At 63.3% G+C, this 22,177-nt stretch carries 21 protein-coding genes; 13 read left to right on the forward strand and 8 right to left on the reverse strand.

Features of this window, described 5'->3' with window-relative positions; all coding sequences use genetic code 11:
• On the forward strand, positions 1 to 914 hold a 914-nt coding region (locus ACTHNE_RS00005; RefSeq protein ID WP_440268239.1), incomplete at its 5' end, for a POT-type proton-dependent oligopeptide transporter.
• 38 nt (positions 915 to 952) lie between these two features.
• Here the strand turns inward: ACTHNE_RS00005 and ACTHNE_RS00010 are convergent.
• Positions 953 to 1,756, reverse strand: a complete 804-nt coding sequence (locus ACTHNE_RS00010; protein WP_440268240.1) for a TolB family protein — start codon at positions 1,754 to 1,756, stop codon at positions 953 to 955.
• 313 nt (positions 1,757 to 2,069) lie between these two features.
• Here ACTHNE_RS00010 and ACTHNE_RS00015 point away from each other — a divergent pair, with 313 nt between their 5' ends.
• The 8 genes from ACTHNE_RS00015 to ACTHNE_RS00050 all read left to right on the forward strand — a co-directional run bounded on the left by ACTHNE_RS00015 (position 2,070) and on the right by ACTHNE_RS00050 (position 12,272).
• Complete coding sequence (locus ACTHNE_RS00015) at positions 2,070 to 3,215, forward strand: zinc-dependent alcohol dehydrogenase (protein WP_440268241.1); 1,146 nt, start codon at positions 2,070 to 2,072, stop codon at positions 3,213 to 3,215.
• 18 nt (positions 3,216 to 3,233) lie between these two features.
• Positions 3,234 to 3,416, forward strand: a complete 183-nt coding sequence (locus tag ACTHNE_RS00020) for a hypothetical protein (RefSeq protein ID WP_440268242.1) — start codon at positions 3,234 to 3,236, stop codon at positions 3,414 to 3,416.
• Positions 3,417 to 3,652: 236 nt separating this feature from the next.
• Complete coding sequence (locus tag ACTHNE_RS00025; protein ID WP_324946458.1) at positions 3,653 to 4,891, forward strand: MFS transporter; 1,239 nt, start codon at positions 3,653 to 3,655, stop codon at positions 4,889 to 4,891.
• Between the two features lie 17 nt (positions 4,892 to 4,908).
• A complete protein-coding gene (locus ACTHNE_RS00030; RefSeq protein WP_440268243.1) occupies positions 4,909 to 8,655 on the forward strand; it encodes a nitrate reductase subunit alpha in 3,747 nt (1,248 codons plus the stop codon).
• The gene (narH, locus tag ACTHNE_RS00035) at positions 8,652 to 10,187 is read left to right on the forward strand and encodes a nitrate reductase subunit beta (protein WP_440268244.1); all 1,536 of its coding nucleotides are present in this window, start codon (positions 8,652 to 8,654) and stop codon (positions 10,185 to 10,187) included. The genes ACTHNE_RS00030 and narH overlap by 4 nt, the downstream gene beginning before the upstream one ends.
• Before the next feature lies 1 nt (position 10,188).
• On the forward strand, positions 10,189 to 10,827 hold the full coding sequence (narJ, locus tag ACTHNE_RS00040; RefSeq protein ID WP_440268245.1) for a nitrate reductase molybdenum cofactor assembly chaperone: 639 nt from the start codon (positions 10,189 to 10,191) through the stop codon (positions 10,825 to 10,827).
• 24 nt (positions 10,828 to 10,851) lie between these two features.
• The gene (gene narI, locus ACTHNE_RS00045) at positions 10,852 to 11,559 is read left to right on the forward strand and encodes a respiratory nitrate reductase subunit gamma (protein WP_440268246.1); all 708 of its coding nucleotides are present in this window, start codon (positions 10,852 to 10,854) and stop codon (positions 11,557 to 11,559) included.
• A complete protein-coding gene (locus tag ACTHNE_RS00050) occupies positions 11,556 to 12,272 on the forward strand; it encodes a peptidylprolyl isomerase (protein ID WP_440268248.1) in 717 nt (238 codons plus the stop codon). Before narI ends, ACTHNE_RS00050 begins: the two co-directional genes overlap by 4 nt.
• Here the strand turns inward: ACTHNE_RS00050 and ACTHNE_RS00055 are convergent.
• Together ACTHNE_RS00055 and ACTHNE_RS00060 are read right to left on the reverse strand one after the other, a co-directional pair.
• The gene (locus ACTHNE_RS00055) at positions 12,261 to 13,619 is read right to left on the reverse strand and encodes an NRAMP family divalent metal transporter (protein ID WP_440268249.1); all 1,359 of its coding nucleotides are present in this window, start codon (positions 13,617 to 13,619) and stop codon (positions 12,261 to 12,263) included. The two genes, ACTHNE_RS00050 and ACTHNE_RS00055, sit on opposite strands and share 12 nt — an antisense overlap.
• A gap of 6 nt (positions 13,620 to 13,625) precedes the next feature.
• Entirely contained in the window at positions 13,626 to 14,117 is a 492-nt protein-coding gene (locus ACTHNE_RS00060) for a universal stress protein (protein WP_324946473.1), read from the reverse strand.
• A 198-nt stretch (positions 14,118 to 14,315) separates the two neighbouring features.
• On the opposite strand from ACTHNE_RS00060, the gene ACTHNE_RS00065 reads away from it, so the two are divergent.
• Positions 14,316 to 14,501 carry a hypothetical protein gene (locus ACTHNE_RS00065; protein WP_324946475.1) on the forward strand — a complete coding sequence of 62 codons (186 nt, stop codon included), beginning with the start codon at positions 14,316 to 14,318 and terminating at the stop codon, positions 14,499 to 14,501.
• Positions 14,502 to 14,512: 11 nt separating this feature from the next.
• Positions 14,513 to 14,950: a universal stress protein gene (locus tag ACTHNE_RS00070; RefSeq protein ID WP_324946477.1), complete on the forward strand. Its 438-nt coding sequence runs from the start codon at positions 14,513 to 14,515 to the stop codon at positions 14,948 to 14,950.
• 261 nt (positions 14,951 to 15,211) lie between these two features.
• Here the strand turns inward: ACTHNE_RS00070 and ACTHNE_RS00075 are convergent, their stop codons facing one another.
• Together ACTHNE_RS00075 and ACTHNE_RS00080 are read right to left on the reverse strand one after the other, a co-directional pair.
• Positions 15,212 to 16,093 carry a universal stress protein gene (locus ACTHNE_RS00075; protein WP_440268250.1) on the reverse strand — a complete coding sequence of 294 codons (882 nt, stop codon included), beginning with the start codon at positions 16,091 to 16,093 and terminating at the stop codon, positions 15,212 to 15,214.
• Positions 16,094 to 16,112: 19 nt separating this feature from the next.
• Positions 16,113 to 16,802, reverse strand: coding sequence for a GNAT family N-acetyltransferase (locus ACTHNE_RS00080; RefSeq protein WP_324946482.1), 690 nt, complete (start codon positions 16,800 to 16,802; stop codon positions 16,113 to 16,115).
• Between the two features lie 62 nt (positions 16,803 to 16,864).
• Here ACTHNE_RS00080 and ACTHNE_RS00085 point away from each other — a divergent pair, with 62 nt between their 5' ends.
• Positions 16,865 to 17,668: a universal stress protein gene (locus ACTHNE_RS00085; protein ID WP_324946484.1), complete on the forward strand. Its 804-nt coding sequence runs from the start codon at positions 16,865 to 16,867 to the stop codon at positions 17,666 to 17,668.
• A gap of 205 nt (positions 17,669 to 17,873) precedes the next feature.
• Here ACTHNE_RS00085 and ACTHNE_RS00090 read toward each other — a convergent pair whose 3' ends face one another.
• A complete protein-coding gene (locus tag ACTHNE_RS00090; RefSeq protein WP_440268251.1) occupies positions 17,874 to 18,377 on the reverse strand; it encodes a CBS domain-containing protein in 504 nt (167 codons plus the stop codon).
• A 185-nt stretch (positions 18,378 to 18,562) separates the two neighbouring features.
• On the opposite strand from ACTHNE_RS00090, the gene ACTHNE_RS00095 reads away from it, so the two are divergent.
• Positions 18,563 to 19,285, forward strand: coding sequence for a Crp/Fnr family transcriptional regulator (locus ACTHNE_RS00095; RefSeq protein WP_440268252.1), 723 nt, complete (start codon positions 18,563 to 18,565; stop codon positions 19,283 to 19,285).
• 10 nt (positions 19,286 to 19,295) lie between these two features.
• On the opposite strand, the gene ACTHNE_RS00100 is transcribed toward ACTHNE_RS00095, so the two are convergent.
• Positions 19,296 to 21,314: a PAS domain S-box protein gene (locus ACTHNE_RS00100; RefSeq protein ID WP_440268253.1), complete on the reverse strand. Its 2,019-nt coding sequence runs from the start codon at positions 21,312 to 21,314 to the stop codon at positions 19,296 to 19,298.
• The gene (locus tag ACTHNE_RS00105; protein WP_440268254.1) at positions 21,311 to 22,060 is read right to left on the reverse strand and encodes a response regulator; all 750 of its coding nucleotides are present in this window, start codon (positions 22,058 to 22,060) and stop codon (positions 21,311 to 21,313) included. Before ACTHNE_RS00105 ends, ACTHNE_RS00100 begins: the two co-directional genes overlap by 4 nt.
• Between the last annotated feature and the right edge of the window lie 117 nt (positions 22,061 to 22,177).

Below are 22,177 nucleotides of genomic sequence, written 5' to 3' on the forward strand. Positions count from 1 at the left end.
GCGACGACGATCCGCGCGGCAAGATCGCCTACAACATCTACTACGCCGGCGTGAACCTCGGCGCCTTTGTCGCACCGCTGGTATGCGGTTTTCTGGGCGAGCGCCATGGCTGGCATTGGGGCTTTGCGATGGCGGGTATCGGCATGGTCACCTCGCTCGTCATTTACCTGGTGGGCTCCTCCCATCTGCCGCCCGAGCCCGCACGCATGGAGCCGGCCTCATCACGACAACCTGCAGCATGGGCGCCGCACCGGCGATCCTTGTTGTTTCTTATGGGCGTTGCGGCCATCGTGATGGTGTTTCGCGGCGCGTATGAGCAAGTCGGCAATACCATTGCGCTATGGGTGGATGCGGATGTGAACCGCCAGATCGGTCCGGGTTGGAGCATTCCGATGGCGTGGTTCCAGGCGCTCAATCCGTTCTCCGTGTTCTTGCTTACACCATTGCTGGTGGCGCGCTGGGATCGCCTGGCCAGGCGCGGCGTGGAGACGCCGTTGCTCTACAAGATGGCCTTCGGCGCGGCGGTAGTGAGTCTTTCGTATCTGATGCTGGCCGCGGTAACCGGTTGGACCGAAGCACATGCCGCGCACGCGCATTGGGCGTGGCTGGCGGGCTGGTTCGTGCTGATGACCCTGGGCGAGCTGTACATACTGCCGACCGGCCTGGGCCTGTTCGGCCGCATGGCGCCCGAAGGCTTGCGCGCCACCTGCATTGCGCTGTGGTACTTCGCTGGGTTTTTCGGGAACTTGTTTGCAGGATCGCTGGGCACCCTGTGGAGCAAGCTGCCGCACGATGCGTTCTTTGTGATCATCGCCGGCGTCGCCAGTGGCGCAGCCATGCTGCTGGCGCTGGTTGCACGGCGCGTAGGGCATGTGGAACGGCGCAATCCTTCCGTTTCGATATCAGTGCATTAAGGCAAGCCCCACAGTGAGGCGCTTGCAGCCCTTGCGGGTCAGGAGCGAGCTGGTCGGCGAGGGCATTGCGACGGCCAAGGTTCGTCACCCTGCAAGCGCCAGACGAAAAACTCGCCCGAGTCATGGCCTTTGATGTCACGCGCGAACAAAAGGCTGTGGCCGCTAGGCGAAAAAAGCGCACCGATTTCACTGCCGTTCGCATTGATCTGCGAGCCAAGGCGCCGGCGCGGCGACCAGCCATCGCCCTGGCGCGTGGATTCGAAATAGCCGTCGTCCGCCTCGACAAGCAGCCATTTGCCATCGGGTGAGGGCAATGGCTCGTACTGATTTCCAGGCTTGTTGATGGACGGGCCCAGGTTCTCCACGCGCCAGCGCCCCTTGCTGTCGGACCGCGCGCGCCAGATATCCGTTTTGCCGTAGCCGCCGGGACGGCTGGAACCGAAGTACAGCCAGCCATCCGGCCCAGGACGAGGAAACCATTCGGCCCAGGCGGAATTGACCGGCTCGGGCAATCGCTCAGGCGCAGCCCAGCTGCCGTCGGCGCGGCGCTGCATGCGCCAGATATCGAGATCCTTGCTGTGCATGCTCCCGGTTGCGCGAGTGGAAATGAAATACAGCCACCGGCCATCGGGGGTGAAAAACGGATCGGCTTCAAGGCCGGCGGCCGCGAACGGAGGCGGCTGTGGGCTTGTCCATCCGGATGCGCCGCAATGGCTCTGCAACAGATGCCATCCGGTGAAATCCTTTGCGCTGCGCACGAACAGCAAATCGCCAGTGACGGGATCGAAGGCCGCGTGGGATTCAAATAGCGGGCTGGCAATGCCGGTCGGCGCCCAACGCATGGGTTCCGGCGTTTGAAGGTCCGTCGCCGATGCCGCGGCCAATGGAACAGAAAGGCACGCCGCAAGAATGCTCCTCGCGATGCGTGTTGCCATCTGGTGCGTAAGGCGAGTCGTATGCATCTTCCGTTGCTCCATACAGGCCATTGATCGCGGACGTGGGCGCCATAGTAATAAGGCGAGGGGCAGTCACCAAGTGCGCTTTCCCATGGCTGCGCCCGCGTGGTTCATCACCTTATGGCGATATTGATTGGTCATCCCATTCACCGCCGTAAGGCGATCCTGATCATCCAGCGCTGCAGCGACAGGAAAGCCCATGAAAGCGATCGTCTACCGCGGAGAAGGCGACATTCGTTCTGAAAATGTCGCCGAGCCCAAGCTCGAAGCGCCCACGGATGCCGTTGTCCGGCTGACGGGCTCAGCCATTTGCGGCACGGATCTGCATTTCGTGCGCCAGTCCTTCAAAGGCGTAAAACCGGGCACCATCCTTGGGCACGAAGGCGTCGGCGTTGTCGAGCAGGTGGGTGAGCACGTTCGCAACTTCGCGCCCGGCGATCGCGTGGTGATCTGCTCGACCATTGCATGTGGATCGTGTGTCTACTGCAGGGCGGGTTATTACTCGCAATGCGACAACGCCAATCCGAACGGCAAGCAGGCAGGCACGGCGTTCTTCGGTGGTCCGGAAGCTACCGGGCCGTTCAATGGATTGCAGGCGGAAAAAGCGCGCGTGCCGTTCGCGCACATAGGAATGGTGCGGATCCCCGATGCGGTCACGGACGATCAGGCCATCCTGGTATCGGACATTTTCCCCACTGCATACTTCGGCGCCGAACTGGCGGATATCCGTCCCGGTCATGTGGTGGTGGTGCTGGGCTGCGGCCCGGTTGGTTTGGCGACGATCCTGAGCGCACATCTGATGTCGGCCGGGCGCATCATCGCCGTGGATCACGAAAGCGACCGGCTGGAAAAGGCGCGCGAACTCGGCGCCGAAATCGTCGACTTTGATCGCGAAGATCCGGTGGAAACCATCCGTGCGCTGACTGGCGGTATCGGCCCCGATCGAGTCATTGACGCAGTGGGTATCGATGCCGAAAAACCCGGCACCGATCGTGAAAAAGACAAGGCGTTTGCAGCCGGCAACGCACCGAAGACGGCGCTCGACTGGGCCGTGGAGATGCTCGCCAAGGCCGGCACGCTTTCGATCATCGGCGTCTATCCGCTGGAGTTCACCACGTTCCCGATCGGCAAGGCGATGAACAAGAACCTGACCCTTCGCATGGGCAACTGCAATCATCGCAAGTACGTACCGATGTTGCTGGATCTCATTGCGTCGGGAAAGGTCGACCCGACGCGCATCATTTCGCAAAAGGAACCGCTCAAGGCAGGCATCGACGCTTACAAGGCCTTCGACGAACACGAGCCGGGCTGGATCAAGGTGAAGTTGGAGCCGGCAGAGGCATGACGACAGGGAGATGGACTTATGAATACGCACCACACCCACCCTGCGCAGAGTGGCGATCGCAACAATCTCGAGAACGCCGACCGCGACGCCAAGCCCCAGTTGCAGCGCGACCGGAAAAACGAAGCGTCCGACAACAAGCGCGACCGCGCGGACGAACGCGACACGGGGAATGCGGAAAAGCGGACGCCGGGCAGTGGTTAAGACGCTGGGTCTTGCGGTGGTATGCAAGCTCGCTCGTTACGCCTTGACGCGTCCGTCACCTTTACTTAACGAGCCCAGGCCGAAGGTTGGCCGCATTACGATGCCATGCGGCGGCAATTTGATCTCGATCAAGTTCCGATGACGGCTTCCCGGTAAATTTTTCGCAGGGCGCGCGCCTGGGATGCGGAACTAGTCGCCGCTTAAAGCTGGATTCTGTCTTGCAAGGGAACAGGGGCATGGGCGTTGCATACAGAGTGCTGTTCGCCAGTACGTTTGCATTTGTCGTGTGCTTCGCTGTGTGGATGGCATTCGGTGTGATCGGTATTCCGATACGCCACGAACTGAACCTCAATGCCACGGAATTCGGTCTGCTGACTGCCACGCCGATCTTGAGTGGCGCGCTGTTGCGGCTGCCCCTGGGTATCTGGACCGATCGCTTCGGCGGTCGCATCGTCATGACCATCCTGCTGGTGGTAGCGGCGATTCCGGTGTGGCTGGTGACCTATGCCGCGGCGTTGTGGCAGTTCCTGGCGATCGGTCTTTGCCTTGGCGCGGTAGGCGCTTCCTTCGCCGTGGGCACGCCGTATGTGGCGCGCTTTTTTCCGGCCAACCGGCGCGGTTTCGCGATGGGATTCTTCGGCGCCGGCACCAGTGGCGCCGCGCTCAACATGTTCGTGGCGCCGATCATCGTCAATGCACACGGCTGGCGTGCGGTGCCACGCATCTATGCGATCGCCTTGCTGGTTACCGCAGCCATCTTCTGGCTGTTGTCGGCGCCCGATCCGGGTGTGGGCGGGCAGCGGGCACCGAGCCTGAAGCAGCAGTTGCAGGTATTGCGCGATCCGCGCGTATGGAAATATTGCCAGTATTACTCGCTGACGTTCGGTGGCTTCACGGCGCTGTCGGTGTGGATGCCGCAGTACTTTGCCGGTGAATACGGGCTGGGCATTGCCACCGCTGCCGCCATGGCGGCCTGCTTCTCGCTGCCGGCCGGCGCATTGCGCGCGGTGGGCGGTGCATTGTCCGACCGGTTCGGTGCGCATGCACTTACCTGGTGGGTATTGTGGCTGGCGTGGATCGCATTGTTCCTGCTGTCGTATCCGCAGACGCAATTGGTCGTGCAGACCATCCGCGGGCCGGCCAATTTCCACATGGGGCTTGGCCTGTGGATGTTTACGCCCTTGCTGTTCGTGCTGGGCGTTGCGCTGGCATTCGGCATGGCGTCCACGTTCAAGTACTTGGGCGATGATTTTTCCGGATCGCTCGGCATCGTCACCGGCATCGTCGGATTGGCCGGCGGCCTGGGCGGTTTTTTGCTGCCTATCCTGTGGGGCGGCTTGCTCGATCTGCTTGGCATCCGTTCCAGCGCCTTCATGCTGTTGTACGGCATCGTGTGGGTGTCGTTGATCCTGATCTATTTCACTGAAGTGCGGCGCGTCGATTTCCGCGGCCGTCAGACACCTTCGCAATCCTGATTCGCCTGGAGCAGCCCATGAGCCATTTCCTCGACCGCCTGCGCTATTTCTCGCAGCATCGCGAAGCGTTCGCGGACGGGCTCGGCGAGGTGCGCACGGAAAATCGCCAATGGGAGGACGGCTACCGCAACCGCTGGCAGCACGACAAGATCGTGCGCTCCACGCACGGGGTGAACTGCACTGGCTCGTGCAGCTGGAAGATCTACGTGAAAGGCGGCGTGGTGACCTGGGAAACGCAGCAGACCGATTACCCGCGCACACGCGCAGGCATGCCGAACCATGAGCCGCGTGGATGTTCGCGCGGTGCGTCGTATTCCTGGTACCTGTACAGTGCCAATCGCCTGAAATATCCGATGGTGCGAGGGCGCCTGCTGCGGCGTTGGCGCGAAGCGCGCAAAACGATGGCGCCAGTGGACGCGTGGGCGGCGTTGATGGCCGATCCGCGCGCGAAGGATTACAAGGCCGCGCGTGGCCTGGGTGGTTTCGTGCGCGCGGCATGGGACGAAGTGCTGGAAATCGTCGCCGCCGCCAACGTGCACACCGTGAAGCATCGCGGGCCGGACCGCGTGGTGGGCTTCTCGCCGATCCCGGCCATGTCGATGGTGTCGTATGCGGCCGGCGCACGTTACCTCAGCCTGATCGGCGGCACGCTGCTGTCGTTCTACGACTGGTACTGCGATCTGCCGCCGTCGAGCCCGCAGACCTGGGGCGAGCAGACCGACGTGCCCGAATCGGCGGATTGGTACAACGCCGGCTACATCATTGCGTGGGGCTCCAACGTACCGCAGACACGTACGCCTGACGCGCATTTCTTCGTCGAGGCGCGCTACAACGGCACGCGCGTGGTGGCGATCACGCCCGACTACGCGGAAGTGGCGAAGCTGTCGGACCTGTGGCTGCATCCCAAGCAAGGCACCGACGCGGCCCTGGCGATGGCGATGGGGCACGTGGTGCTGCGTGAGTTCTTCCTTGATCGTCAAAGCGATTATTTCCAGGACTATTGCCGCCGATACACCGACCTGCCGTTACTGGTGACGTTGCGCCGCGACGGCGAGCGCTGGGTTCCCGACCGCTATCTGCGCGCCAGTGATTTTGACGATGCGCTTGGCAGTCCCGAGCACGCCGACTGGAAAACGGTTGCATTCGACGCGGACGGCAAGCCGGTGGTGCCGCAAGGCGCGATCGGTTTTCGCTGGCCGGGGCAGGAGAGTACCGATCGCGGCAAATGGAACCTGGAGCAAAAGGCCGCGGACGGTACGCCGTTCGAACTGGCGCTCAGCCAGATCCATCACTGCGACCACGCATTGGATGTGGCGTTTCCTTACTTCGGCGGCGTCGCGCACGAGCACTTTCCGAACAATGCGCAGGAAAGCGACGTGCTGCTGCGACGCGTGCCGGCGCGGCGGGTGGCGACGCGTGACGGTAACTGCATGGTGGCTACCGTGTTCGACCTGCTGTGCGGCCATTACGGCCTGGATCGCGGCCTCGGCGGAGCCTGCGCGAAGAACTACCAGGACAATGTGCCCTATACGCCGGCATGGCAGCAATCGATCACCGGCGTATCGGCCGAGCATGCGATTGCCGTGGCGCGCGCATTCGCCGAGAACGCCGAAAAGACGCGCGGCCGCTCGATGGTGATCATCGGCGCAGGCATGAATCACTGGTTTCACCAGGACATGAATTACCGCAGCATCATCAACATGCTGATGCTGTGCGGCACGATCGGCGTATCCGGCGGCGGCTGGGCGCATTACGTCGGCCAGGAAAAACTGCGTCCGCAGACCGGCTGGACCGCGCTGGCGTTCGCGCTGGACTGGATCCGGCCGCCGCGGCAGATGAACGGTACCTCGTTCTTCTATGCGCATTCGGATCAATGGCGCTACGAAAAGCTCGACGTCGACGAGCTGCTGTCGCCGCTGGCGCAACGCGACAAATACGGCCACAGCCTGATCGATTGCAACGTGCGCGCCGAGCGCATGGGCTGGCTGCCCTCGGCGCCGCAATTGGCGCGCAACCCGCTGGATGTCGCGCGCGAAGCGGATCAATCGGGCATCAACCCGCGCGACTATGTGGTGGATGCGCTGCAATCGGGCAACCTGCGCATGGCCTGCGAAGACCCGGACGACCCCGCCAATTTCCCGCGCAACCTGTTTATCTGGCGCTCGAACCTGTTCGGTTCGTCCGGCAAGGGGCACGAGTATTTCCTGCGCCATTTCCTGGGCACGCGCCATGGCTTGCAAGGCAAGGACCTGGGCGAGGAGGGCGGACGCAAACCCGACGAAGTCGCCTGGCATGCGCAGGCGCCGGAAGGCAAGCTGGATCTGGTGGTGACGCTGGACTTTCGCATGTCCACTTCCTGCCTGTATTCGGACATCGTGCTGCCGACCGCATCGTGGTACGAGAAGAACGATCTCAATACCTCCGACATGCACCCCTTCATCCATCCGCTCTCGGCGGCGGTGGATCCGGTATGGGAATCGAAAAGCGACTGGGAAATCTTCAAGGCCATCGCCAAGCGTTTTTCCGAGCTCGCGCAAGGCCATCTTGGCGTGGAACGCGACGTGGTGCTGACGCCGATCATGCACGACACCGCGGGCGAGCTGGCGCAGCCGTTCGACGTGCGCGACTGGAAGAAGGGCGAGTGCGCGTTGGTGCCGGGCGTGACCGCGCCCAATATCGCGTTCGTCGAGCGCGATTATCCGGCGACCTATGCGCGCTTTACCGCGCTCGGTCCATTGATGGACAAGCTGGGCAATGGCGGCAAGGGCATCGGTTGGCGTACCGAAGAGGAAGTGCGCGGGTTGGGCGAGCTGAATTATCTCGTTGAAAACGGTCCTGCCAAAGGCCGCCCGCGCATCGTCAGCGACATCGATGCAGCCGAGACGATCCTGCAGCTTGCGCCGGAAACCAACGGCAAGGTGGCGGTGAAGGCGTGGGAAGCGTTGTCACGAATCACCGGCCGCGATCATCGCCATCTTGCCGAAGCACGCGAGGACGAAAAGATCCGCTACCGCGACATCCAGGCGCAGCCGCGCAAGATCATCAGTTCGCCGACCTGGTCCGGTATCGAGAGCGAGCACGTCAGCTACACCGCCGGCTGGACCAACGTGAACGAGCTGATTCCCTGGCGCACGCTCAGCGGCCGGCAGCAGTTCTACCAGGATCACGCATGGCTGCGCGATTTCGGCGAAGGTTTCGCGCTGTACCGCCCGCCGATCGACACGCGCTCGGTGATCTCCATGCATGGCAAGTACGACAATGGCCACACGGAGCTTGCACTGAACTTCATTACGCCGCATCAGAAGTGGGGCATCCATTCCACTTATACCGACAACCTGATCATGCTCACGCTATCCCGCGGCGGACCGATCGTGTGGTTGTCCGAAGTGGATGCCAAGCGCGGCGGCATCGAAGACAACGACTGGATCGAGCTGTTCAATATCAACGGCGCCATCACCGCACGCGCGGTGGTGAGTCAGCGCGTGCAGGAAGGCATGGTGATGATGTACCACGCGCAGGAGAAAATCGTGAACGTGCCCGGCTCGGAAATCACCGGCATGCGCGGCGGCATCCATAACTCGGTGACGCGCACCGTGCTCAAGCCCACGCACATGATCGGCGGCTACGCGCAGCTGAGCTGGGGCTTCAATTATTACGGCACGGTCGGCTCCAATCGCGACGAATTCGTGATCGTGCGCAAGATGGCCAAGGTGGACTGGATGGACCGCGTGCAGCGCGAGGCGCAACATGAGGACATGGCATGAAGATCCGCGCGCAAATCGCCATGGTGTTGAACCTGGACAAGTGCATCGGTTGCCACACCTGTTCGGTCACCTGCAAGAACGTCTGGACCTCGCGCAAAGGCATGGAATACGCATGGTTCAACAACGTGGAAACCAAGCCCGGCATCGGCTATCCGAAAGATTGGGAAAACCAGGAGCGCTGGCATGGCGGCTGGGTACGCAAGCCGAACGGGCGCCTGCAACCCAAGCAAGGTGGCCGCCTGGCGATACTGGCGAAAATGTTCGCCAATCCGAAACTGCCCGACATCGACGATTACTATGAGCCGTTCACCTTCGACTACGCAAACCTGCAGACCGCGCCGGAGCTGCCTACCGCGCCCGTCGCGCGGCCCATCTCGCTGGTAAGCGGGCGCACCATGGACAAGATCGAATGGGGTCCCAACTGGGAGGAAATCCTCGGCGGCGAATTCGACAAGCGCAGCGCCGACTACAACTTCGAAGCGGTCCAGAAAGACATCTACGGCCAGTTCGAAAACACCTTCATGATGTACCTGCCGCGCCTGTGCGAGCACTGCCTCAATCCGGCCTGCGTGGCGTCGTGCCCGTCGGGTTCGATCTACAAGCGCGAAGAGGATGGCATCGTGCTGATCGACCAGGACAAGTGCCGCGGCTGGCGCATGTGCGTGTCCGGCTGTCCATACAAGAAGATCTATTACAACTGGACCTCGGGCAAGGCGGAGAAATGCACCTTCTGCTATCCGCGCATCGAAGCGGGCATGCCCACGGTTTGTTCGGAAACCTGCGTGGGACGCATCCGCTATCTGGGCGTACTGCTTTACGATGCCGACCGCATCAACGGCGCGGCGGCGGTGGAAAACCCGCACGACCTCTATCAGGCGCAGCTCGACGTGTTCCTCGATCCGAACGATCCCCAGGTACAGCGCCAGGCGCTGGCCGATGGCGTGCCGGAAGCGTGGCTGGAAGCGGCCAAGCAATCGCCGGTCTACAAGATGGCGGTGGAATGGAAAATCGCCTTCCCCTTGCATCCCGAATATCGCACGCTGCCGATGGTGTGGTACGTGCCGCCGCTGTCGCCGATCCAGGCGCACGCCAACGCGGGCGCGATCGAAAGCAGGGAAGGCGTGCCCGATGTCGATGCCCTGCGCATTCCGGTGCGCTATCTCGCCAACCTGCTTACCGCCGGCAACGAAGCGCCCGTCACCCATGCCTTGAAACGCATGCTGGCGATGCGGGCCTGGTTCCGCGCCAAGCAGCTGGGTGAGATTCCGGCGCCGTCGCTGCTACAGGAAAACGGCCTGGATGAGGCCACCGTCGATGCCATGCATCGCTACCTGGCGATCGCCAATTACGAAGATCGCTTCGTGATACCCACGGCGCATCGCGAAGAGGCGGAGCACGCGTATGCCTTGCGCGGCGGCTGCGGCTTCAGCTTCGGCAATGGCTGCGATGGCGTGGAAACCAAATCCAGCCTGTTCGGCGGGCGCATGGGCCGGCGCAAAATCATTCCGATCCGCATGCTGGACGACACCTGATATGCGCACCGATCACTCCCTGGTCCTGCGCGCGCTATCGGCTCTGCTTTCCTATCCGCAGGCCGATCTTCGCGCCGCATTGCCGGACATCGGCGCCGTGGTGCGCACGGTGAGCGATGTGAATGCCACGACACGCGATGAACTGCTTGCGCTGATCGATGAGCTTTCACACAGCGATCCGCTCGACGCCGAGGCGCGTTTCGTGGACTTGTTCGATCGCGGACGCAGCACTTCGCTGAACCTGTTCGAGCACGTGCACGGCGACGGACGCGAACGTGGCGCGGCGATGCTTGACCTGCGACAGCGCTATCTGGACGCCGGGCTGGAACCGAGCGGTAACGAGCTGCCCGATCACCTTCCGGTGCTGCTGGAATACTTGAGCTGCCGCGACGTAGCGGAAATGCGCGAGACGCTCGGCGATTGCGCGCACATACTGCGTGCGGTCGGCAATCGCCTGCTGCACCGTCGCAGCCGCTACGCCGGCGTGTTCGGCGCACTGCTGGAGTTGGCGCGCGTGGAAGGGCTCGACCCGCACGCGCCCATTCCGCCACCGGAAAACCTGGACGCCACGTGGGAAGAACGTCCGGCTTTCGCCAACGACCGGGCGCCGCCATGCCGCCCGAGCGATTTTCGCCGCTAATGGCGCATCCACGACGAGACTGACATGAACGACGCCACCAGCCTGCACCTGTTCCTGTTCGGCATCTATCCGTACATCTGCCTGTCGGTACTGCTGCTGGGAAGCCTGGTGCGTTTCGACCGCGAGCCGTACACCTGGAAAAGCGATTCTTCGCAGATGTTGCGGGCAGGGCAGTTGAAGCTCGGGTCGAATCTCTTTCATTACGGCATCCTGGTAGTCGTGCTTGGGCACTTCGTGGGATTCCTGATGCCGCATTGGGCGATCGACTGGGCGATGAGTCCCGCGCAACACCAGTTGCTGGCCATGGCGGGAGGCGGCGTGGCCGGCGCCGTGGCGATCATCGGATTGAGCATGCTGCTGTATCGGCGCCTGGCCGATCCGCGCATCCGCCGCAACAGCCGCAAGTGGGACATCGCCGTGGTGTGCATGTTGTGGCTGCAGTTGCTGCTCGGCTTGCTCACCGTGCCGCTGTCGGCACAGCACATGGATGGCGCGGAATTCGAGCGGCTCACCAGCTACGTGAAAGGTATCGTTACCTTCCAGAGCGGTGTCGCAACACTGCTGGTTGAGACGCCATGGGTTTATCGCCTGCATATCCTGCTGGGTTTCACCATTTTCCTGATCTCGCCGTTCACGCGCATGGTGCACATATGGAGCGGCGCCGGCGCCTTGGCCTATCTGTTTCGTCCTTACCAGCTGGTGCGCACGCGCAAGCGTACGGTGCATCCATGACGGTGCGCGTCAATGGCGTTGCCGTATCCGAGCAGGACTGGCCTTCGCCGCAAATGGCCGCCGTGCATGAACTGCTGCGCCAGCGCGCGCTAGCGCTGGGGTGGTTGGCCGATGGTGCCGGGCCTGAACACGCCGAGCAGGCGATCGAACGCGTGCTGGCCGAAGAAGTGCGCATACCCGAGCCCGACGAAGCTGCGTGCCGGCGCTATTACCTGCAGCATCTTCAGCGCTACCGGAGCGGCGAGCTGGTTTTCGCCAGGCATATCCTTTTCCAGATCACTCCAGGCGCGCCGGTGGCATCCTTGCGCGCCATCGCCGAAGCCATGCTGGCCGAGCTGCGCACGCAACCTGGGCTGTTCGCCGAACGCGCGCGCAGCCATTCCAATTGCCCATCCGGGAAAACCGGCGGCGAGCTGGGACAACTGCAGCGCGGCGATACCGTGCCCGAGTTCGAGCAGGCGCTTTTCGGGGATGGCACGCTCGGCCTGTTGCCGGCGCTCGTCAAAACGCGGTTCGGCTTTCATATCGTCGCGGTGGATCGGCGTGTTGCCGGCGAGCAGTGGCCATTCGAGCAGGTGCACGCGCGCGTGGCCGAAGATTTGCGCCGCGACGCCGAGGCGCACGCGCTCAGTCAATATGTGCGCGTGCTGGCCGGCCAGGCCGAGCTGGAAGGCGTCGCGCTTGATGCAACGGCATCGCCGCTAGTGCAATAGCCCGGGGATCACCATCCACAGGGTGGCGATACCCATGACGGCCGCGGTAATCCAACCCAGGCAGATCACGGGCTTGGGCGCAGTGAATGCGCCCATCACCGAACGCCGCGATGCCAGCAATGCGACCACGGCGACCAGCGGCACCGCCACCACGCCGTTGATGACGGCGCTCCAGAACAACGCTTTCATAGGCGGGATGGGCGAGTATTGAATGATCATCGCGGCCAGCACGCTTACCGCGATGACGCCGTAGAAGCCGCGCGCATCCTTGGCCTTGCGTTCCAGGCCCCACTGCCAATCCATCGCTTCGCACAAGGCGTAGCTGGCGGAGCCGGCCAGCACCGGCACGCCGATCAATCCGACACCGAGGATGCCCAGCGCAAACAGCAGATACGCCAGCTCGCCGGCCAGTGGCCGCAGCGCACCAGCCGCCTGCGCCGCGGTCGTAATGTCGGTGACGCCCGCCACGTGCAACGTGACGGCCGTGGCCAGGATGATGAAGTAGGCGGCGATGTTGGAATAGAGCATGCCGTTCCAGGTATCCCATTTGATGCGGATCATTTCCGCCGACCCGGCGGCGGGATCCTGCGCCAGCGGTTGCGCCGTGGCACTGAGCCGCATGTCTTCGACTTCTTCAGAAGCTTGCCAGAAGAACAGGTAAGGGCTGATGGTGGTGCCCAATACCGCAACGACCATGGTGGCCGCATCGCTGCCGAACGTAAGATGCGGCCAGAGCGTGCGCCACGCCACGTCCTTCCACGGCACGTGCACGGTAAACAGCACCGCGGCATAGGCGAGCAGCGAAAGCGTCAGCCATTTGAGGTAGAACACGTAACGGTGATACGGCACGGCAATCTGCAGCATCAGGGTGAGGGCGACGAAAAATGCCGTCATGGCGTGCCGGTTGATCCGGGTGACCAGTTCGGCCACTTCGCCCATGGCGGCGATATCCGCCGAAATATTGAGCACGTTCGCGATCAGCAGCAGTGCCACTACCGCCTTCAATACGACCGGCGGAAACGCCAGCTTGATGTTGGCCGCCAGGCCCTTGCCAGTGGCGCGTCCGATCAGGGCGCACATCGATTGCACGGCCGCCATCATCGGAAAGCTCAGCGGCATGGTCCATAACATGTTCAACCCGAACTGCGCGCCGGCTTGCGAGTAGGTGGCGATGCCACTGGGATCGTCGTCGGCGACGCCCGTGATAAGGCCGGGGCCGACGTGGGCCAACGGATGGAGCTTCAGCTTTTTCCACGAAGGTTCACGCGTTCCGTGGCCAGGATCTGCCGTCGCCGGCGACGGTATGTTGGCTTCGGGATGGGGCGGTGGTTCGCGGGCGGACGTCATGCCGGGCTAACGACAGACCAGTACCGGCACGCGGCTACGCATCAGCACCTTTTGCGTTTCACTGCCCAGCACCAGCCGGTTGAGGCCGCTGCGGCCGTGCGTGGCCATCACGATCAGGTCGCAGTGGTGTTCGTCGGCGGCGGCTACGATCGCTTCGCTGGGGCGTTCGCCGAAAACGTAGTGGCATTCGCACGGAACCTGCGCCTGCCTGGCCAGTTCCGTGGCCTGATCGAGATAGCGCGAAGCGCTTTGCACCGCATGCTGGCTGTAGCGCAGTTCGGTCGCGGCCAGGAACTCGGTCATGTAGGCGACGGAGTTGAACGGCGGTACCACATGCAGGATCAGCACTTTCGCGCCGAAGGTCTTGGCCAGCTCCAGACCGGTGGCGAGTGCACGCAGCGACAGCTCCGAGCCGTCGATCGGCAGCAGGATGCGTTGAAACAACCCTTCAGGTTGCACGCTGCTTGGGGCCGATGAGACTTCGGGGACGACGGACATGGGTGGAACCTCTGGCGTATATCGCATGGCACATTTGCTGGAGTGCGTTGAGGATGATGATGGGACTTCAAGTTGCAAGCGTATTGATCGTCGTCAAATGGATGACACGGAGGCCGTTTTCCAGTTGATCGACATCAACATTCCCGCCGGGCGATTTTTCTAGCCTGTGATCAGGTCAATGCGCTGCGGAGACAACGTATGAAAACCCATTCGTCGGAACCCGCGTTCTCCAATTTATCCGTCTGCTTCCTGCTGATTGCAGTGGCCAGCGGCCTGGTCAGCATCGTCCGCGGTTACGAATCCATCTGGTCCATTGCCGAGTGGATCTGTGGCATCAGCGTGCTGGCGCTGGTGGCCAGCCTGATTATCGATGCGCGCAAGTGAAGGGGAGCGCCATGTTCAAGAACATCCTGCTGCCCACGGACGGCTCGGAGCAATCGCTGCGCGCGGCGCAGCTCGGCATCGCGCTGGCCAAGAGCCTCGGCGCGCGAGTGCATGCGTACCACGTGCTGGCGCCGCTGGCGGCCGTCGCTCATTTTTCGGATCTGATCCGTCACGCTCCGGACGACTACCACCATCACGCGATCGGCCGCGCCCAGCGCAAGCTCGATCAGGTTCGCGCGCTGGCCGAGCAGGAGGGCGTGCCGTTCGAAGGCGACTACGCGTTCGATCAACGCCCGTATACCGCCATCCTGGGTGCTGCGCGCCGATACGATTGCGATCTGATCGTGATGGGAACGCATGGACGCACCGGGCTGGATCGTGTGGTGCTCGGTAGCGAGACCAACAAGGTGCTCGGTTGTGCCGATATTCCGGTGCTGGTTTGCCGTTGAGTGGCCTCGTACGCGCTCCGTTGATCTGCTTGCTGCCTCTGTGCAAGTCACTGGATACCAGCTTTCGCTGGAATGACGAGGGTTTTAGCTATTTCCGCAAGCCGTGTGCAAATTTTCCCCGGACAGCAGAGGGCGCAGACCGAAATCCATGCTCACCGTTGCGTAGACATGTACCCCGCATGGGCATAGATGGATTCCGGCCTGCGCCGGAATGACGATGAGGTGGCATGAACGATTACGCACTGTGTGGCACTACCATCCTCAGTGCTGCATAAATACCGGGATACCAGCATGCGCCATCACATGACGCGTCGCCCCGCCCAGCACGCGCTGACGAATGCGCGAGTGGCCATAGCCGCCCATCACCAGCAGGTCCGCATGGGCCTCGCGCGCCTTTTGCAGCAGCGCCTCGCCGGCCTTTTCAGCGGCGACGTCCAGGTAGTGCATCTTTACGGTGATGCCGTGATGCATCAGGTAAACCATGGGATCGGGTTCGATCACGCCCATATCGCCACTGTGCGCAGTGCGGATATGGCCGTCGATCAGGGTGACGGATTTGGCGAGCAGCAACAGCGGCAGGGCGTGGTGCATGGCGCGAGTGGATTCGATGCTGCCGTTCCAGGCGACCACGATGCGTTCGAACGAGAGCGGGCGGTTCCAGTTCGGTGGCAACACCAGGCAGGGCACGCGGCTGCTCAGCATGGCTTCGCCGAGGATGTCGAAGATGCGCGTCTGCTCCACCATGTCGCGTTCCAGCACCGCCAGGTCGTGCCAGGCGCCGAGCTTGCGCAGTGTCGGCGCAATCGCCGTACGCGTGACCATCCATGACGCGTGGGTTGCGCCGTGGCTGCGCGCGAAAGCCTGGAAGGCCGACGCATCGGCGAGGCAGTCGTCATCCTTGTCGATCAGCAAGCTCAGTACGGTGGGTTCGTCCTCCAGCGCGCGTTGATCGCGCAGGTTGCCCGGCACATAGCAGCCGGTCACGTTGCTGTTCCATAGCGCCGCGATCTCGATGGCGGCCACCACCGCGGGACTCCAAGGCGCCACGGATGTCGCCAGGGCGAGCACGTCGTAGAAGCGCGCTGGTGCTTGCAGCGGGGCGGTCGCACTTGCGATCGAGGGATGGGAGACTTCAATGGTCATGAGAACACTCCAGCGCCGGTTACAAGGGCAATGAATAGACCACCGTCCTGGGGTCGCCCGGATTCGACTCGCACGCAAACCCCAGGAAACCGGCCAGTTCCCGCATGGGCTCGTTGGTGTTGTCGTCGATCGAGAACATCCGCTTGAAATGGTGCTTTCGGGCCACCTCGATCAGGTGCCGCATCAGCAACACGGCCAGCCCGCGGTGCCGCCAGTCGTCGGCCACCGTGATGGCGCACTCGCATTGCCTGCCGTCCCCGGTGGCCGAATAGCGGCTGATACCTACTTCACGCAGGCGGCCGTTGTCGTGCGCCAGGGCCACGAAGGCCATGTCGTGCTCGTAGTCCACATGCATCAGCCGGTCGACCATCCGTTTGTCCGGTTCCTTGAAGTCGCCCAGGAAGCGATAGCGCTTCGCCTCGGACGACAACTCGCGGATGAACGCTTCTTCGAGGCCGCGGTCCTGCTCGCGCAGCGGTCGGATCAACACGCGCGTGCCATCGCGCAGCGGTTCGATCCAGTGATCACCCTCCAGTGCGGGGGAGAGTGCTTCGACGGAAGGCTGGTGGGCGTTGGGAGACATGGCCAGAACCTCGCTTGCTGATGTCAGGAAACGTGCATAAGGTTTTAGCCGGATCTTGCCAAGCGGCAGTTGACGGCGATCAACTGAAGGCGACTTGCGCGCGCAATGCGCCGATTTGATGCACATCAATGCGGGTTCGAGACAGTTGAGGGAAGTTGATCCCATGCCAGTGCAGAAGGGACAAGACCATGCTCGAACTGCTCGTCAATGTGGAAAACATGCGTGACGACGATCCGGCCGTGCAAGTGGGCATGGCGTTGGCAAGCCGCCACAACGCGTTCGTTACCGGCCTGAACATCATCGAGGTCATCCCTTCGACCATGGCGATACCGGATGTCGTCGCGGTGCTGGAATCGGAAGAGGAAGACGCCCGCGCCCGCGATGTGTGGTGGCTGGAAAAATGTCGCAGTCATGGCGTTGATGGCGCATGGGAAGTGATCCGTGGCGTGTACGTGCCGGTGCTGGCGCGGCGCTCGTGCATGGCGGACCTGGCCGTATGCCGCCTTCCGAACGGTGGCGGCGCGCTTCCCAGCGGCATGGATTACATCACGCGCGCACTGTTCTCGTCGGCATCGCCGATGCTGCTGGTTCCGGCTGGCTGCACATCATCGTTCCGGGCGATGCGCATCCTGGTGGCGTGGAACAGCACGCAGGAAGCGATGCGCGCCTTGCGCGCCGCGCTGCCGTTCCTGCGTGAAGCGCAAACGGTAAGCCTGGCGGATGGCTCGACCAACGAGCTGCCGGGCGTAGCGCCGCCACCGTTGCCGGTTGACGCCTGGTTGAAGCGGCAGGGCGTTCGCTTGCACGCGGCGCTGAAATTTCCGGCTTCGGCGCGTGTGGGCGAAGCGTTGCTCGAGCAGGCGACTGCGATGCAGGCGGATATGCTGGTGATGGGCGCGTGGGGGCATTCGCGCATCAACGAGCTGATTTTGGGCGGCACCACCCGATATGTTTTGCAGCATGCGAAGCTGCCGGTGCTGGTGGCGCATTGAGGGTTCGTCGAATTTCGGTTTACCGGAATGCAATCCCTCCCCTGCGTGCAGTAGAGCCTGCCCCGGACCTGGTCCCGGGGTGAGGGTTAGGGTGGGGTGAAGCAATCTCGCGATGCGCTTCAACCATGCGGCAAGCTCGGACAACCCCACCCCAGCCCTCCCCTGCGCGCAGGGGAGGGGGCCATCATTCGCCATAGGAACATCCTCAAGCCTGCTGCAGCTTCTGCTCGTCAGCCGCCGGCGCGGGAGATAGCTCTTCCTGCTCCGCATACGCTGCATCGTCCAATTCCCGTTCGCCGATCGCAGCGCGCGACACCCGCAGCATCAGCTCGGCCAGTGCCGCCATTACGTCGTCCAGGCAGACGATGCCGATCAGCCGGCCATCATCGTCCACGATCGGCAAGCGCCGCACGTGGCTGCCGAGCATGATGTCGATCAGTTCGTCGATGGTGGCGTCGGGACGGCATACCGCCAGCGGTGCGGATTCGACACCGCCAAGGGGCTGGTCTTCATCCTTCTCGCCCGCCAGGATGCGCACCGCCAGGTCGCGGTCGGTCAGGATGCCGCTGGGCAATACGCCAAGCAGCGTGTTCTTGGTGGCGACCACGCAACCGACGTCGTGCTGCCGCATCGTGCAGGCGGCCTGCCGGATGCTGGCGGTTTCGTTCAACTGGATGACGCGGCGGGTTCCGATATCTGCGGCGCGCATGGTGTTTTCTCCCGAAGCTCAGGATCCATGCTGGAGCGGAGCGGGGCCTGGCGCTTGATGCGCGTCAAGCCGGGCCGCGCTCGTTACACAGTGTTACAAACGGTTGCCGAGCCGTCCTTTTGTGGTTACGCGCCAACCCTAGAGTGAACCCCACACAGCCAACCAGGGCTTTTTGGGGAACTGACATGACCGCACTAGCACCCGCCGTCCGCGCCATACCCACGGGAAAGCCGTGCGCCATGCTGGCGCTGGCCAGCGATGAGATCGGCATCGATATCGAGGCCTTGCGCCAGCACGTGCCGGTGCGCCGCTGCAAGCATGCCGCCGGGCAGGGCATCTATCACGTGGGGCAGCCGTTCCAGGCGATCTACCTGGTGCATGCCGGTTCCTACAAAACCTGCGAGCTGGCCGACGACGGACGCGAACAGGTGACCGGTTTTCGCATGCGCGGCGAATTGATCGGGGTGGAATCGATCGGCCTCAAGACCTATTCCTGCGACGTGATCGCGCTGGAAGATAGCGAAGCGTGGGAACTGCCCTATCCGGCCGTGCTGCGCGCTTGCCTGCATGAACCGGAATTGCATGCGCGCATCACCGCCGCGCTGGCCGCGGAAATCCGCAACGACCGCTCGTGGATGCTGATGCTCGGCACGTTGGCGGCCGAACGCCGCGTGGCGGCCTTCCTGCTGGATGTGGCCGCGCGCTACGCCCGCCTGGGATTCAGCGCAAAGCATTTCATCCTGCGCATGAGCCGCATCGACATGGCCAGCTTCCTGGCGCTCAAGCACGAAACCGTCAGCCGTGCCTTGTCGCGGCTGGACGAACTGAACGTCATCACCGTGCAGCGCCGCGAAGTGCAAGTGCTCGATGTGGAAGGATTGCGCGCCCTGGCAGGGGCCGCGCATTAGGGCAACAGGTTCAGATCGATTCGCGATCCAGCACCCGGCGCACCGCACTGCCGAGCTGCTCGCGCCGGTAGGGTTTGCGCAACAACTCGAACGTGCCGAAGGTGTGCGGATCGATGCCCAGCGAGGCATATTCGTAGCCGGACGTGAACAACACCGGCAGATGCATGTTCTGCTCGCGCGCCTTGGCCGCCAGCTCGAACCCGGTCATGTCGCCGCCCAGTACGACATCCGTAAAGAGCAGATCGATGCCTTGTTGCGTGGACAACAGCCGCAATGCCGTTTCGGCGTCGCTGGCTTCCAGCGGCATGTAACCCAGCGTGCGCAGGAAGGCGACGGCGACGCGCCGCACCTCGGCTTCATCTTCCACCACCAGCACGGTCTCGTGGCCCTTGCGCGACTGCGGTACCGGTGCGTCGTCCGCCGATGCCGTGGTGGCCACCGGCAGATACAGCTCCACGCGCGTACCGTGACCGACCTGGCTTTCGATGTTCAGGTGCCCGCCCGATTGCTTCACGAAGCCGTACACCATGCTCAAGCCCAGGCCACTGCCTTTGCCGACGCCCTTGGTGGTGAAGAAGGGTTCCAGCACATGCGCGAGGATTTCCGGTCGCATGCCTTCGCCGGTATCCCCCACGGCGAACATCACATAGGAACCCGGCGCCAGGCGCGCGTCGGCATCGGCGCTGGATACCTGGTGGGGATGCGCGGTGATGGAAAGGCGTCCGCCGCGCGGCATGGCGTCGCGCGCGTTCAAGGCCAGGTTGAGCAATGCGGCTTCCAGTTCGCCCGGGTCGGCGTACACGGCCGGCACATCGCTGGCGCACTCGGCCATCACCGAAATGCGTTCGCCCAGTGTGCGGCCAAGCATGTCGCTGAGATCGGCCAGCAGTTGCACCGTGCGCACGGCTCGCGGCAACAAATGTTGGCGGCGGGAGAAGGCCAGCAGCTTGCGCGTCAGCGCCGCGCCGCGGTCCACCGCGCGGGAAGCGCTTTCCAGCGTCTCGCGCGTGGCCGGATCTTCCGGCGCATCCGCTTCCAGTAGCTGCAGGTTGCCGGAGATCACGGTGAGCAGGTTGTTGAAATCGTGCGCGATGCCGCCGGTGAGCTGGCCCAGCGCATCCAGGCGTTGCGCATGCGCGAGCTGTTCTTCGCTGCGCCCGCGCTGGATCGCCGCCGCCAGGATGTTGGCGACCGACTGCAGGAATTGCTGCCGGTCGCGATCGAACGAACCGTGTTCGTGCGACAACGCCAACAGCAGCCCCATCGGTCCGCGCCGATCCAGCAATGGCGCCACGGCGGCATCGGTGAAGCCGTCGGCCAGGGCGGGGCAGATAGTCCTGAGGCTGTCGATGACGGTGATCTGCGTTGGGGCTTCGCCGATGGCGATCGCCTGCAACGCCGCGTTGCGCGCGATGTCGGCCAGCACCTGTTCCGGCAGTCCGACTGCAGCGGGTACCAGCAAGCCGACGTGACGCGGGTCGATCAGCATGATGGCCGCGGTGGAAATGCCCAGCGTAGAGGCGATCAGCCGGGGTATTTCGCCGATCGCCTGTTCGTCATGCGACGCTTCCAGCAGGCGCCGGCTGATTTGCGCCACTACCGCATCGAAGCGTGCACGTTCCAAAGCCTGGCGCGCGCGCTGCGTTTCGGAGATGTCGCGGATCGACGCGGCGAACAGCGTGCCCAGCGACGAGGCGACCGGGCTCAAGCCGATTTCCACCGGAAAAGATTGGCCGTCAGCCCGCACGCCGACCAATTCGTTGCCCGCGCCCATCGGGCGCACGCGCGGATGGGCCATGTAATGCGTGCGATGCGCAACGTGCGCCTGTCGTGCCGCTGCCGGCAGCAGCGCCTCCACCTTGAGGCCGGCCAGCGTGCCGCTGCCGTAGCCGAACAAGCGCTCGGCATGCGCGTTGGCGAGCACGATCACACCATGTGCGTCCGTGACGATCATCGCGTCCGGCGCGGTCTCGAACAGCGCGCGGAACAGGCTGGCGTCGGAAACCTGGGAAGAAGCGTTGTCGTTCATAGGCGTTGCACGACAGGTGAGAAAAGGTAGCCGGCGCCGCGGATCGACTTGATGCGCTGCGGATTGGCCGGATCGGGCTCGATCTTGCGCCGCAGGCGGCCGATCTGCACGTCGATCGAGCGGTCGTAGGGGCCGGCGTCGCGGCCATGGATATGCGTCATCAGCTGGTCGCGGCTGAGCACCTTGTTGGCCTGTTCCACCAGCACGCGCAGCAGGGTGAATTCGCCGCTGGTGAGCGCGATCGGTTCGCCGTCCGGACTGATCAGGCTGTGCGACTGGATGTCCAGCACGTAGCCTTCGAAGGCATAGCGCGTCCGTGCCACGCCCGCTGCGGCGGCCTTGGGGGGCGCGTTCGAAAACCGGCGCAATACGCTGCGCACGCGCGCCAGCAACTCGCGCAGGTCGAACGGCTTGGTGACGTAGTCGTCCGCACCCAATTCCAGGCCGACCACGCGATCCACCGACTCTCCGCGCCCGGTGACGATGATCACCGGGCCGTGCCAATGCTCGCGCAAATGGCGCGTCAGGCTAAGGCCATCTTCGCCGGGCAGCCCCAGGTCTAGCATGACGATGTCGACCGGTTCGGCATCGACGATGCGACGCATCTGCACGCCGTCGCTGGCGGTGGTGACCCGGAACCCGTTGCTGGTGAAATAACGACTGAGGATGTGCGCAATCTCGGCGTCGTCGTCCACCACCAGCACGTGTTGGGGTATCGGCGAAGCAGGGTTAGGTGAGATAACCATCCGGACCTTGTTTCGAATGACGTGCCTTGGATGCGGCAAGCATACGCCACCGTTCAAGGCCGCGCAGCCGTGCCGGAACGACTTGATTTCGCTCAAACCGCCCCGCGGGTGCGCTTT

The sequence above is a fragment of the Dyella sp. genome (assembly GCF_051954575.1).
Classification (GTDB): Bacteria; Pseudomonadota; Gammaproteobacteria; order Xanthomonadales; family Rhodanobacteraceae; genus Dyella_B.